The organism is Vibrio sp. Y2-5, from assembly GCF_014596725.1.
In the GTDB taxonomy this organism is placed as follows: domain Bacteria; phylum Pseudomonadota; class Gammaproteobacteria; order Enterobacterales; family Vibrionaceae; genus Vibrio.
The window spans coordinates 23,166-37,284 of record NZ_JACVEG010000003.1 but is presented as its reverse complement, the minus strand read 5'-3'; the positions used below and the strand labels follow the sequence as shown (position 1 = coordinate 37,284).

Sequence of the window (14,119 nt, the reverse complement as noted above, 5' to 3'; positions counted from 1 at the left end):
AATGTGACAATGTAACTAAACTGCGTGAGACTGAACTGAACCATAGAGAGTTTGATACAGCCCTTCTTGCTCAACCAGTTCTCTATGTGTGCCAGCTTGGCTAACGCGTCCATCTTCCAATACATAAATCAAATCTGCTTGTTTCACTGCTGAAAGTCTGTGTGCCACTATCAACGTGGTTCGTCCTTTTAAAAACTCATTCAATGCTCTGTGCAAAGCACTTTCTGTAGCGGTATCGAGTGCTGATGTCGCTTCATCTAAAATAACGAATTTTGGATTACTTAAAACCATGCGAGCAATGGCTAAGCGTTGACGCTGGCCACCAGACAGACGAATGCCATTGCGCCCAATTTGAGAATCTAACCCATGATCCAGCTTACTAATCACATCCTGCATTTGCGCTACTTCAAGAGCACGCCACAGTTGGGCTTCGTTGTGCTCACCGCCAAGGGTCAAATTGTGCCTTAAAGTGTCATTAAAGAGTATAGGTTGTTGTAGTACAACGGCAATTTCCCCGCGGATAACATCAAAACTAATGTCGTCGCATGTCTCGCCATTGAAACGAATTCGCCCTGAGTTTGCTCGATAAACACCTATCAACAGCTGTATTAGAGTCGATTTTCCTCCGCCACTTGCTCCGACCAGTGCAATTTTTTTACCGGATGGGATATCAAGCGACAAATTATTGAGGACATTATTTTCACCGTCATAGGAAAAATTCACGTTTGAAACCGTTACTTCAACTTCTCGGTCTTCTGTGAAAGGATTTACTTTACTGGCTGGGCGATGTTCTTCTTCCAAATCGAGCAGGGTGTTAATTCGACCAAGTGCAGCTTTAGCGCTATACCAAGAAAATTGAATGCTCAACAATTCTTGAACAGGTGAAAGCATGAACCACAAATAGCCAAACACGGCAAACATCTGTCCGATAGACAAATCACTAAAAACCACCATAAGCATGGCCGCAGCTCTAAACAACTCGAAACCTAACAAGAACAACAGAAATGACAGTCGGCCTGCTGCTTCGGATTGCCACGCATATTTGTCCGCACTTAAGCGTACTTCATTGGCCTGTTCTTTTAGCTCAGTAAGAAATTCACGTTCTTTGTTGGCAGCTCGAAGTTGATAGATGCCATCGAGCGTTTCCACCAGTCTGTTTTGAAAACGTTCAAAGGCTTGGTTTTCTCGTTTCTTAAGATGCTTAACTTTGCTGCCCAGCAAGCGCGAAAAGTAAACCACAACAGGATTTACCAAAAGGATGAATAGACCTAAACGCCATTCAATCCATAATAAAACAATCGCGGTTCCGCTGACGGTTAACAATCCAATAATAAATTTACTTAACGTAGAGCCGATAAATTGATCTATTGTTTCGATATCCGTAACCAAGTGGGCATTGATGCCACCGCTGCCCCGGGTCTCATATTGTTTTATGCTAATTCGCCCCAACTTATCTATCATCTTGCTACGCATCTGGTAAGTGATGGTTTTAGAGACGAGGGTGAATTGTCTGCTTTGTAGAATGTTGAGCATCTGGCTTGTTGCACGCATAAGTACGACAAGCACTAGAGTGAGGGCGATGTAACCCGTTGCCGTCTGCCATGATGATGGCAAAATATGGTTCATCATCTCGATACCGGTTGAAGGCTTGTTTAACAGCACTTCATCCACCATGAGAGGCATAAGCAGTGGGATAGGCACACTGATGAGCGTTGCGATAATCGCAATTATATTGGCAAACAATAGCTTGGATTGATGCTTTTTCGCTTGTGTTATCAGCCAAGAACGGCTAATAGTGTTTGTGGTATTTGCCATCTTTATGAGAATGAATCCTATTTAGTTTGGCGCATTATATGTAAAACCTTTAGGCAATCAAAACTTAAAGGCATTAAAAACCTAAAGTGAAGTCTTTATTTTTCAATTGGAAGTTTAGTTTATATGAAATTAGAACATTACCACCGCTTAACAAAACAAGCTGTCGCACTACTAGAATCAGAAAAGGACTTGATTGCGAACTTGTCTAACTTAAGCGCACTGCTCAACATGGAATTAGAAGACCTTAACTGGGTTGGTTTCTATATGATGCGAGAAGGTGAGTTGGTATTAGGTCCATTCCAAGGCAAACCTGCTTGTGTGCGTATTCCTGTCGGACGTGGCGTATGCGGTACTGCAGTTGCTACTAATAGTGTACAACGTGTTTATGATGTTCATGAGTTTGAAGGTCACATTGCGTGTGACGCTGCCAGCAATTCAGAGATTGTTATCCCATTTTCAATCAATGGCGAAGTAGTCGGTGTTCTTGATATTGATAGTCCAAGTGTGGGCCGTTTCTCTGAAATTGATGAGGAAGGACTGACATTTTTGATGACAGAAGTTGAAAAGCTGCTCAATTCACAGGCTAACAAGGCATAAATTGTCTTTTGCCTGTGGTTTTTCGTATTCAGGTCACTATAATACCGAACATATTTACTCTTAATGCTAGCGGACATGCCGCATAAACCAGGAATCCTCATGGAAAACACTGAAAAGTTAAAAAACAGCAAAGAAGTTATTGCGTACATTGCTGAATGTTTCCCTAAATGCTTTACTTTAGAGGGTGAAGCGAAGCCTCTTAAAATTGGTATTTTTCAAGATCTTGCTGAGCGCCTTGGCGAAGATCCAAAAGTTAGTAAAACTCAGCTTCGTGCAGCTTTAAGACAGTACACTTCTTCATGGCGTTACCTACACGGCGTAAAACCTGGTGCTGTTCGTGTAGACCTAGACGGAAACGCATGTGGAGAGCTTGAAGAGCAACATGTAGAACACGCTCAAGCAGCATTGGCAGAAAGCAAAGCTCGTGTTGATGCTCGCCGTAAAGAACAAGGTAAAAAAGCTCGTGAAGAAGCGAAAGCTAAGCCAAAAGCTAAAAAAGCAGCTCAGCCTCGCCGTCCTCAAAACAAAGGGCCAAAACAAGAAAGTAAACCCGTTGAAACAAGAGCTTTGAACACTGACGAAATCATTGTTGGTAAAGAAGTGAACATCAACATGGGTAAAGGCAACATGGCTGCGACCATTGTTGAAATCAATAAGGAAGACGTGCGTGTTCAACTTGGTAACGGCCTACAAATGGTTGTAAAAGCGGAGCACTTGCGCGCCTAAAGGAGAAACTCCTACGCATGAAATGCCGTTCAAAATGGACTCTGATTGCTGCTAGCGTTTGGCTAGCAGCATCTTCAGCTCAGGCTGTTGAAGCCCAAATTCAAAAGAAAGATTTACCAGTTCTTGCTCCTGAAGCTCAACACGAAACAGCAAGTAAAAGGGTAACTTCTCGTTTTACTCGTTCTCACTACAAGCATTTCAATCTCGACGATCAATTTTCTCAAGAGATATTTGAACGTTATGTTGAGCTTCTTGACTACAACCGCAGTCTTTTCACACAAGCAGACATCGATTCTTTCCAGTCTAAAGCTGTTCAGTTAGATGATGAACTCAAGGCAGGTAGCAACGCTATTGCATTTGAAATCTATAACTTGTCGATGAATAAGCGTTTCGATCGTTTTAAATATGCTTTGTCATTACTTGATAAAGAAATCAAATTTAACACTGATGAAACGATAGAGATTGACCGTTCTAAAGCTGCTTGGCCGAAAGACAAAGCAGAAATTGATGAGTTATGGCGCAAGCGCGTGAAATACGACGCTTTGAGCCTAAAACTGACAGGCAAAGAGTGGCCTGAAATCAAAGAAACGCTGTCAAAACGCTACAACAATGCTATTAAACGCTTAACTCAAACTCATAGTGAAGATGTTTTTCAACTTTACATGAATGCGTTTGCTCGCCAAATTGATCCGCATACCAGCTATCTTTCTCCACGTAACGCAGAACAATTCCAGTCAGAGATGAGTTTATCTCTGGAAGGGATCGGTGCTGTTTTACAAATGACGGATGACTACACGGTTATTTCTTCGTTGGTTACTGGTGGTCCTGCTGCAAGCAGTAAGCAATTGTCGGAAGGTGATCGTATTGTTGGTGTTGGTCAGGATGGTGAAGATATCGTCGATGTTATCGGCTGGCGATTGGACGACGTTGTTCAACTTATCAAAGGTCCGAAGGGCACCAAGGTTAATCTTGAAATCCTGCCTGATGGCAAGGATGTAAAACGTCACGTTGTAACAATTGTTCGAGATAAGATTCGTCTAGAAGACAGAGCCGTTAAGTCAGAAGTGATTGAAAAGGGTGGTAAAAAGATTGGTGTTCTTGAAGTACCAAGTTTTTACGTTGGTCTTTCTGAAGATACCGATAAGCTTATTACTCAGTTAAAAGCTGATAAAGTGGATGGCATCATTGTTGATTTACGAAATAATGGTGGTGGTGCTTTAACGGAAGCGACGGCATTATCAGGTCTGTTTATTACCAGTGGTCCTGTTGTTCAAGTTCGTGACAGCTATGGTCGAGTGAATGTGAACAGCGATACCGACGGAAAGATCAGTTATTCGGGCCCAATGACGGTATTGATCAACAGCTACAGTGCTTCTGCCTCTGAGATTTTTGCTGCGGCAATGCAAGATTATGGTCGTGCAATTATTTTGGGCGAGAATTCATTTGGTAAAGGTACGGTACAGCAACATCGTTCTTTGAATCATATTTACGATATGTTCGATAAAGAACTGGGCTATGTGCAATACACGATTCAGAAGTTTTATCGAATTGACGGCGGAAGTACGCAGAACAAAGGTGTCATTCCGGATATTGCGTTCCCTGCTGCAATCGATGCAGCTGAAACGGGTGAAAGTGTTGAGCCAAATGCACTTCCTTGGGACAGCATTGATCAAGCTAAGTATTCTAAACTTCATGACTTCTCTACGTTAATTGCTTCGCTAACTCAAAAGCATCAGCAGCGAATCGCCTCCGATCTCGAATTTGGTTTTATTCAGCAGGATATTGCCAAATATAAAGCGGAGAAAGATGACAACGCTTTATCTTTAAACGAAACCGCTCGTAAGAAGAAAAGTGATGAAGCGGATGCCGAACGTTTAGCTCGAATTAACAAACGTCAAGTTGATGCTGGAAAAGCAGAATACAAAACGTTAGACGATGTTCCGAAAGATTATGAAGTGCCGGATGCGTATCTTAACGAATCGGTTTCTATCATGGTTGATATGCTTAAATCGGAAAAAAAGTAGAAAATTCAATGTAATAAAAAAGCGAGCTTGTAAGCTCGCTTTTTTTATACACCTAAAGTTGATATGCAACTTAATGTGACATAAATCAAATAATTTAGCGAAATCTAACATGCGATCCTAAGCTTAAAAAAAGTGAGGGAGATCGCTATGAAATGGATAACCGTTATTTTTGCCTGCATTGCTTTGACAATAGCAGGCCAGTCCTTTGGTTCGATGAATGGGCCGATCAAAGATTTAACACAGTTTGACCAACCGTTTCTTCTTGGCGATTGGTATTTGTTAAATCCAGCCCCTGAAGAATCAGAGGAAAACTTCCTCGCTATTAAGCTGAACTTTGAGTCTGACTATACCTTTAGCATTGATATTCAAAAGAAGGATTACAGTGTCGATCATTGGGAAGGAATGTATACAGCAAACAGTGATACGCTCATTCTCGGGTTAAATAGTGATGATCCTCAGGTCTATGAATACCAAAGTAATCACAACTTGCTGTTTTTAAATGGTGTGACGTTTACTAAAGCGTTACCCAATGCTCTTGCGGGAATGTGGTCGAGTACTTCACTTTCCGGGCAAGATTTGTATGCCGACAAACTTACCGAAGTGCTACTCATCCTTCAGCCTGACTTTGTTTTCCTGTTTAAAGCCAGCGGCAGTGACGGAAATGAAACCACCCATCAAGGGGTGTATTACATGGAAGGGGATCACCTCGTTTTACTGTATGAAGACGGGGAACAAGACACTCGCTATACGCTACAGCAAGACCAGTTAACTCTGGATATGGAAGGCGGTTCTATGTATGCGGTTTTAAATCGCATTCGTTAGTGCGACATTTGAATATTTATTAACCAATTGAATTCTATTTATAAGAGATAGCCAGTGATGGCTATCTCTTTTTTTCTTTTAGGGGTTGTTATTGGCAATAACAAGCCTAAGATCTGTAACTGTCACATATCAATATGTCAAAAGGATTCCGGCAATGGCTCACACTCCTCAAGCCAAATATCGTAAAGATTATACTCAACCATCCCATACCATTTCTCAAATCGAACTGACTTTCGATCTCTATGACACAGAGACGACGGTGACTGCTGTTTCACTAGTTAAACAAATGAAGGACAGCACTACCTTAGTTTTGGATGGTGAAGACCTGAAGTTACAATCGCTGAAAGTCAATGGCGTTGATTGGAACGAATACACTCAACTGGAAGCCGGTTTAGAAATTCGTCAGCTACCGGCGGAGTTTGAGTTAACGGTTGTTACTCTGATCAACCCTGAAGCAAATACTGCGTTAGAAGGTTTGTATAAATCCGGTGGTGCATTCTGCACGCAATGTGAAGCTGAAGGTTTCCGCAGAATTACATACTACTTAGACCGTCCGGATGTTCTAGCGAAATACACTACAACGGTCATTGCAGATAAAGCGCAATACCCATTCCTTCTAAGCAACGGTAACAAAGTTGAACAAGGCGAAGCAGAAAACGGGCGCCATTGGGTGAAATGGCAGGATCCACATCCAAAACCAGCTTATTTATTTGCTTTGGTTGCTGGTGATTTTGATGTTCTGCAAGATAAATTTATTACTCAGTCTGGTCGCAAAGTAGATTTAGAAATCTTCGTTGATAAAGGCAACTTAGACAGAGCGCACCACGCGATGGTTTCTTTGATTAACTCAATGAAGTGGGACGAAGAGCGTTTTGGTCTTGAGTACGATTTAGATATCTACATGATTGTCGCAGTTGACTTCTTCAATATGGGTGCAATGGAAAACAAAGGATTGAACATTTTCAACTCGAAGTTTGTATTGGCCAATGATCAAACTGCAACAGACACGGATTATCTTGGTATTGAAGCAGTGATTGGTCACGAATACTTCCATAACTGGACAGGTAACCGTGTGACTTGTCGCGACTGGTTCCAGTTAAGCTTGAAAGAAGGCTTAACGGTATTCCGCGATCAAGAGTTCTCTTCAGATTTAGGTTCTCGTGCTGTAAACCGTATCAACAATGTTCGCATTATTCGTGGTCCGCAGTTTGCAGAAGATGCAAGCCCAATGTCGCACCCAATTCGCCCAGATAAAGTGATAGAAATGAATAACTTCTACACTTTGACTGTGTATGAAAAGGGAAGCGAAGTGATTCGAATGATGCATACTTTGCTTGGTGAAGACGGTTTCCAAAAAGGCATGAAGTTATACTTTGAGCGCCATGACGGTACAGCGGCAACATGTGAAGATTTTGTCGCCGCGATGGAAGACGCATCGGGTGTTGATCTCAAGCAGTTCCGTTTATGGTACAGCCAATCAGGCACACCAACGGTATCCGTCAGCAGCGAATATAATGCTGAAGCAAAAACGTACGCGCTAACGGTATGTCAGTCGACAGAACCAACGCACGACCAAAAAGAGAAGCAGCCTCTGCATATTCCTTTTGACGTTGAGCTCTATGCAAAAGACGGAAGTGTGATTCCTTTGCAAAGCAAAGGTCAGCCTGTTGCGAACGTGCTCAATGTTACTCAAGCAGAGCAGACATTTGTATTTGAGAACGTCGCAGAGCAACCAATCCCATCGTTACTAAGAGAGTTTTCTGCACCGGTAAAATTGGAATATGACTACTCAGATGAAGAATTAGTATTCTTAATGTCCAATGCGACTAACGAGTTTGCTCGTTGGGATGCGGGTCAGATTTTAATGGCCAAGTATATTCGTGACAATGTAACTCGTGAGCAACAAGGACAAAAGGTTGAATTACCTACTGTTGTTGTCGATGCATTCCGTGGCGTTTTACTGAGTGATTCTTTAGAACCTGCATTTGTCGCAGAGATGCTTTCACTACCGAGCCACAACGAAGTGTCTGGTTGGTACAAGTGTGTGGATGTTGATGCGATTGCCAATGTGCTTAAAGCGTTCAAAGTTATTCTTGCAACTGAACTTGAAGACGAATTAAGTGCGACTTATCAAACGCTAAAACAAAATGAATTTACCATTAGCCATGAAGCCATTGGCAAGCGCGCGTTACGTAATACCTGTTTGTCCTACTTAGCGTACACTGAACAAGGTAATGCTTTAGCGGAGAAACAATACAACGAAGCGAACAATATGACTGACACTATCGCAGCCATGAGTGCGGCGAACAGTGCAGGGCTTGCATGTCGTGAAGCCCAAATGGCGGATTACAGCAATAAGTGGAAACATGACGGTTTGGTGATGGATAAGTGGTTTACTCTACAGGGCTGCAACCCGGCGAGTGATGCACTAGACGTGATCAAGAAAACGATGAATCATGAAGCGTTCAGTTTGAAGAACCCAAACCGTACACGTAACCTGATTGGCGCTTTCTTAAATAACAACCCAGTGAACTTCCATGCGAAGAGTGGTGAAGGTTATCGTTTTGCGGGCGAAATACTTCGCGAACTGAACAGCAGCAACCCTCAAGTCGCTTCTCGCTTAATTGACCCTCTACTTAAATTCCGTAAATACGATGAGGAGAGACAAGGGTTAATTAGAAAAGAACTTGAAGCGTTAAAAGCGATGGATGATTTAGCGCGAGATCTTTTTGAAAAAGTCTCTAAAGCACTAGAAGATTAATGACAAGTAGTGGTGGCATTTCGATGCCACCTTTTTTATTTCTAAACCACAATTCATCGCTGCGGTGATTGGTCTATGAATCATTACTATTTTTCGCTCAATATTTCATATCAAGCCTATTTGGCACATTACTCAGGAGCAGCAAGTTCCATTTTAGTTGTAACAGAGCAAGGTTTGCGTTTGCAGCTGCCAGCATCAAGATTTCGACCATTTCTTAGCCAAATTGGAGTAAAAGGTCGATTTAGATTGATAACTGACCAAAATAATAAGTTTATTAAGTTAGAAATGCTGTGAGAAAAGTTATTGCCAGATGTTTAATTAGGAATCTTAGTCACATTCTCAAACATTTTGCTGTGTGTGAATGTTAAAAATATTAACGTTTAGTTCCTAAAACTTTTACAATAAACCATGCATTACCAGCGGTAAGTTATATCCTTACTGCATCCCCTACAAAACATAATTCTAATCTGGAGTCGCCTATGACCGCGCGTGAGACTTTGATGCCGGTTCTACTTGAAAAAGTTTACCAACTGATTCAAGACAAACTTGAGCAAAAACAACAACCTTTGGTTACTCAGCTCGCTCAACATTTATTTAGCAATGTATCGCAAGATGATTTAGCTGAACGAAATGAATCGGATTTATATGGTGCCGTTGTCAGTCTTTGGCATCATATCTGTGAAAAGAAGAGCGATGATTACTCTGTTCGAGTTTTCAACCCAACGGTAAGTCGACATGGTTGGGAGTCTACCCATACTATTGTTGAGATTGTTGTTCCTGATGGTCCTTTCCATGTTGACTCTATTAAGATGGCATTAAGCCGACTAGATTTAACCTCCCACCTGATGCTAAATGGTCCGACTCAAATTGAGCGCGATGATAAAGGCGCAATCAAGAGTATCAATAATGGAGAAGGGACTCTTCAGTCTTTATTTCATATTGAAGTCGATCGTTTAAGTAATAAAGCAGAGATGAAAACTCTTCAGGATGAACTGTTAGAGATTCTGCTTGATACTGATTTGGTCGTTAACGACTGGAAACCAATGGTAAACAAACTGGATCAAGTTATCAGCCAGCTTGAAGCAAATGTAGATCGTCTCCCAGAATCTGATCGTTTCCAAGAAACGATGGCGTTCTTGCGTTGGTTGGGTGATCACAACTTCACCTTTATGGGTTACAAAGAATACGATCTTGTTGAGGTTGAAGGGGATACTACACTGAAACCTACTGAGGAAGTTGGTCTTGGCCTATTCTCAAAAAGTGATCGTGTTCGTTCAGTAAAACTTTCTGATTTTTCAGATTCAGCTCGTCTAGAAGCAAAAAAAGCCTACTTATTAATTCTAACTAAAGGCAATAAGCAATCACGCATCCATCGTCCAGCGTATACCGATTACATTGGTATTAAAAAGTTTGATGAAAATGGAAAAGTGATAGGCGAGCACCGCTTTACTGGTCTATATACATCAGCGGTATATAACCAAGCAGTACAAACTATTCCTCTTATTCGTGAAAAAGTGGAACGTATACTCAGTGCTAGTCGTTACCGTGTGGGTTCATACGCTTATAAAGCGCTGCACAATATTCTAGAAAACTACCCACGTGATGAACTTCTTCAAGCGACTGAAGAAGAATTATTAGAAGTCGGTATGGGTGTAGTACAAATGCAGGATCGAGATCTTCTCCGTCTATTTGTACGCAAAGACCCGTTTGGCCGTTTCTTTAGCTGCATGGTGTATGTAACAAAAGAGCGTTACAACACTGAGTTGCGTCGCCAGACTCAACGCATCTTTAAACAGTATTTTGGTTGTGAGCAAGAAGTCGAGTTCACAACGTATTTCTCTGAAAGCCCACTTGCAAGAACCCATTACATCGTTCGTGTTGATAACAACAATATGGACGTGAATGTGAAGAAAATAGAGCAAAACTTAATGGAAGCATCAACAACTTGGGATGATCGTTTGTCTGAAGCGATCGTGGCAAACTGTGGCGAAAGCAAAGGTTTACCACTTTCAAAACAATACCTTCATGCGTTCCCTCGTTCCTATAAAGAAGATGTAATGCCAGCGTCTGCGGTTGCAGACATTGAACGTCTTGAAGCTCTCAACGAAGAAAACAAGCTGGGCATGCTGTTCTATCGTCCGCAAGAAGAGACTAAAGATTCTAAAGCGGTACGCTTGAAACTGTACCACCGTGATGAGCCTATCCATCTTTCTGATGTGATGCCAATGCTTGAAAACTTGGGCTTACGCGTGATTGGCGAATCGCCATACGAAGTGATCAAATCAAACGGTCAGGTTTATTGGATCCTTGATTTCTCAATGCTTCACAAAAGTGAAAACCAAGTTGATCTTCGTGAAGCTCGTGATCGTTTCCAACAAGCATTTGCCGCTATTTGGTATGGTGATCTGGAAAGTGACGGTTTCAACCGTTTAGTTCTAGGCGCTTCATTAACTGGTAGAGAAGTATCGATTCTTCGTGCCTACGCTCGTTATATGCGCCAAGTGGGTTTCCCATTCAGCCAACAATACATCGAAGATACATTAAGCCATTATCCTGACGTAGCGAAAGGCTTGGTGGATCTGTTTGTACGTCGTTTTGATCCGAAACATAAAGGCGCTCAAAAAGGTCAAACTGAACTGATTAACAAGATCACAGAACAGTTAGATCATGTCGAAAGTCTTGATGATGACCGTATCATTCGTCGCTACATGGAAATGATCCTCGCGACTTACCGCACCAACTACTACCAATTGGATGAAGATAAGCAACCAAAACCTTGGTTGGCATTAAAGATGAAGCCAAAAGAGATCCCAGAGATTCCGGCACCTGTGCCTGCTTTTGAAATCTTCGTCTACGCACCAGATATTGAGGGTGTGCATCTACGTGGTGGTAAGGTTGCACGTGGTGGCTTGCGTTGGTCTGACCGCCAAGAAGATTTCCGTACTGAAATTCTTGGTCTGGTAAAAGCACAGCAAGTTAAGAACACCGTAATTGTTCCTGTAGGTGCAAAAGGTGGCTTCGTCTGTAAGAAACAGTACCTGTACAACACTCGTGATGAAATTTTCGCTGAAGGTCAGCGATGTTATAAACGTTTTATTCGTGCGCTATTAGACGTTACAGACAATATTGTCGAAGGCGATCTTGTTGCTCCTGTGAATGTCGTTCGCCACGATGAAGACGATCCGTATTTGGTTGTTGCGGCAGACAAAGGTACTGCTACATTCTCTGACCTTGCTAACTCGGTTTCTGAAGAATACCACTTCTGGTTAGGTGATGCTTTCGCCTCTGGTGGTTCGAATGGTTACGATCACAAAGCTATGGGTATTACCGCAAAAGGCGGCTGGGAATCAGTTAAACGTCATTTCCGCGAAATTGGTATTGATTGCCAAACCACAGACTTCACTGCAGTTGGTATCGGCGATATGGCTGGTGACGTATTTGGTAACGGCATGTTGCTGTCGAAACACATTCGTCTACAGTGCGCATTTAATCACTTACATATCTTCATTGATCCAACACCAGATGCTGCAAGCAGTTGGGAAGAGCGTAATCGCTTGTTCAATCTTCCACGTTCTAGCTGGGAAGACTACAACCCTAAATTGATTTCTAAGGGCGGTGGTATTTTCTCACGTAAGGCAAAATCCATTACCTTAACGCCTGAAATTCAGAAGATGTTAGGGACTAAAAAAGGATCTGTTGCTCCAAATGAGCTGATTAAGATGATCCTTTGTATGGAAGTTGATCTGTTATGGAACGGTGGTATCGGTACTTACGTTAAGTCTTCGCGTGAAACGCACACAGATGTGGGTGATCGTGCGAACGATGCACTGCGTATTGATGGTCGTGACCTCAACGCTAAGATTGTTGGTGAAGGCGGTAACTTAGGTATGACGCAGCTTGGACGTGTGGAATACGCATTGAAAGGCGGACGAGTGAACACCGATTTCGTTGATAACGTTGGTGGTGTGGACTGTTCAGATAACGAAGTTAACATTAAGATCTTCTTGAATGGTCTGGTTGCAAATGGTGACATGACGATCAAGCAACGTAACCAAGTGCTCGAATCAATGGAAGACGAAGTTGGTATGATCGTTCTTGAAGATGCCTATGTTCAGTCAGAATCGATTTCTGTGACCGAACAACAAGGTGTCGCTGTCGTCAAAGAACAAGTCCGCTTTATTCACCAATTGGAGAAAGCAGGGCATTTGGATCGTGCTCTGGAATATATTCCTGATGATGAAACACTGCTTGAACGTGAAAAACTGGGTCAAGGTTTAACGCGTCCAGAGCTTTCTGTACTCGTTGCCTACGGCAAGATGGTGTTGAAAGACGAGCTGGCTTGTGAAGAGATTGCGAATGATGAGTTCCATGCTCAGCAATTAATGCAATACTTCCCAACTGAGTTACGTCGTAACTATTCACAACACATGCAGAACCATCCGCTACGTGCTGAAATTATTGCAACGGCGCTTGCGAATCAGATGGTTAACGAAATGGGTTGTAACTTCGTTACTCGTTTGCAGGAAGAAACTGGTTCTAATGCTGTAGATATTACCAATGCATATGCTGCTGCTCGTGAAATTTACAAACTAGGTTCTGTGTTGGAAGAATTGCGTAAGCTGGACAACAAAGCCGATGCATTGACGCAGTACGAAGTGATGTTCCATGTTCGTCGTACTCTACGCCGTCTATCTCGTTGGTTGCTACGTAATCGTCCGGGTAAACAATCAGTTCGTGATTTGATTGAGTTGTACCAAGCGGATGTAGAAGCTATTGCCACCAAACTTGATGAAGTGCTTGTGGCTGAAGAAGTAGAAGAACACAACATTATGGCTAAAGTTTGGATCGAGAAAGGTATCGAACCGAAACTGGCTAACTATGTTTCTCGTTTGTCTAGCTTACATTCAGTACTGGATATATCTACAGTAGCTAAGGAAAAACAGAAATCAGTTGAGCAAACAGCCAAACTGTACTTCAACCTTGGCGACCGTTTGTCTCTGCATTGGTTCTTGAAACAGATTAATATCCAAGCAACAGACAATAACTGGCAGGTATTAGCTCGTGCAGCTTTCAGAGAAGATCTGGATTGGCAGCAACGCCAATTAACTGCACAAGTGCTTAACTGTGAATGTGCAAGTGGTGAAATTGATGTTATCAAAGCGCTGGAAGAATGGATGGAAGTTAATTCAGTCTCTTTACATCGTTGGGAAAACATCCTTAATGAGTTCAAAGTCGGTACAGTCCATGAGTTTGCGAAATTCTCTGTTGCATTAAGAGAATTGATGCTGCTCAACTTAAACTGCCAAGCGGTTGAATAAAGTTTGAATTGTTAGCCGAATAAGACAATAATTACGCCCCGTTTAATCGGGGCTTT

At 42.2% G+C, this 14,119-nt stretch carries 8 protein-coding genes; 7 read left to right on the top strand and 1 reads right to left on the bottom strand.

Annotated features, from left to right (window positions below; genetic code table 11):
- Positions 1–15: 15 nt before the first annotated feature.
- On the bottom strand, positions 16–1,815 hold the full coding sequence (locus HUO09_RS09480) for an ABC transporter ATP-binding protein (protein WP_188233819.1): 1,800 nt from the start codon (positions 1,813–1,815) through the stop codon (positions 16–18).
- Positions 1,816–1,938: 123 nt separating this feature from the next.
- On the opposite strand from HUO09_RS09480, the gene HUO09_RS09475 reads away from it, so the two are divergent.
- The 7 genes from HUO09_RS09475 to HUO09_RS09445 all read left to right on the top strand — a co-directional run bounded on the left by HUO09_RS09475 (position 1,939) and on the right by HUO09_RS09445 (position 14,063).
- Positions 1,939–2,412 carry a GAF domain-containing protein gene (locus HUO09_RS09475; protein ID WP_188233818.1) on the top strand — a complete coding sequence of 158 codons (474 nt, stop codon included), beginning with the start codon at positions 1,939–1,941 and terminating at the stop codon, positions 2,410–2,412.
- A gap of 99 nt (positions 2,413–2,511) precedes the next feature.
- Positions 2,512–3,138, top strand: coding sequence for an RNA chaperone ProQ (gene proQ, locus HUO09_RS09470; protein WP_167411832.1), 627 nt, complete (start codon positions 2,512–2,514; stop codon positions 3,136–3,138).
- A 17-nt stretch (positions 3,139–3,155) separates the two neighbouring features.
- On the top strand, positions 3,156–5,162 hold the full coding sequence (gene prc / locus HUO09_RS09465) for a carboxy terminal-processing peptidase (protein ID WP_188233817.1): 2,007 nt from the start codon (positions 3,156–3,158) through the stop codon (positions 5,160–5,162).
- Positions 5,163–5,309: 147 nt separating this feature from the next.
- Positions 5,310–5,984, top strand: a complete 675-nt coding sequence (locus HUO09_RS09460) for a hypothetical protein (RefSeq protein WP_167411830.1) — start codon at positions 5,310–5,312, stop codon at positions 5,982–5,984.
- Between the two features lie 154 nt (positions 5,985–6,138).
- Positions 6,139–8,745 carry an aminopeptidase N gene (gene pepN, locus HUO09_RS09455; protein WP_188233816.1) on the top strand — a complete coding sequence of 869 codons (2,607 nt, stop codon included), beginning with the start codon at positions 6,139–6,141 and terminating at the stop codon, positions 8,743–8,745.
- Between the two features lie 75 nt (positions 8,746–8,820).
- The gene (locus HUO09_RS09450) at positions 8,821–9,039 is read left to right on the top strand and encodes a DUF2835 domain-containing protein (protein ID WP_167411828.1); all 219 of its coding nucleotides are present in this window, start codon (positions 8,821–8,823) and stop codon (positions 9,037–9,039) included.
- A gap of 185 nt (positions 9,040–9,224) precedes the next feature.
- Positions 9,225–14,063 carry an NAD-glutamate dehydrogenase gene (locus HUO09_RS09445; RefSeq protein ID WP_188233815.1) on the top strand — a complete coding sequence of 1,613 codons (4,839 nt, stop codon included), beginning with the start codon at positions 9,225–9,227 and terminating at the stop codon, positions 14,061–14,063.
- Positions 14,064–14,119 lie beyond the last annotated feature (56 nt).

What these genes read in the sequence shown, in the direction of transcription:
- HUO09_RS09480 (WP_188233819.1), bottom strand. Translation starts at nt 1,815, where the DNA reads ATGGCAAATACCACAAACACTATTAGCCGTTCTTGGCTGATAACACAA.
- HUO09_RS09475 (WP_188233818.1), top strand. Translation starts at nt 1,939, where the DNA reads ATGAAATTAGAACATTACCACCGCTTAACAAAACAAGCTGTCGCACTA.
- proQ (WP_167411832.1), top strand. Translation starts at nt 2,512, where the DNA reads ATGGAAAACACTGAAAAGTTAAAAAACAGCAAAGAAGTTATTGCGTAC.
- prc (WP_188233817.1), top strand. Translation starts at nt 3,156, where the DNA reads ATGAAATGCCGTTCAAAATGGACTCTGATTGCTGCTAGCGTTTGGCTA.
- HUO09_RS09460 (WP_167411830.1), top strand. Translation starts at nt 5,310, where the DNA reads ATGAAATGGATAACCGTTATTTTTGCCTGCATTGCTTTGACAATAGCA.
- pepN (WP_188233816.1), top strand. Translation starts at nt 6,139, where the DNA reads ATGGCTCACACTCCTCAAGCCAAATATCGTAAAGATTATACTCAACCA.
- HUO09_RS09450 (WP_167411828.1), top strand. Translation starts at nt 8,821, where the DNA reads ATGAATCATTACTATTTTTCGCTCAATATTTCATATCAAGCCTATTTG.
- HUO09_RS09445 (WP_188233815.1), top strand. Translation starts at nt 9,225, where the DNA reads ATGACCGCGCGTGAGACTTTGATGCCGGTTCTACTTGAAAAAGTTTAC.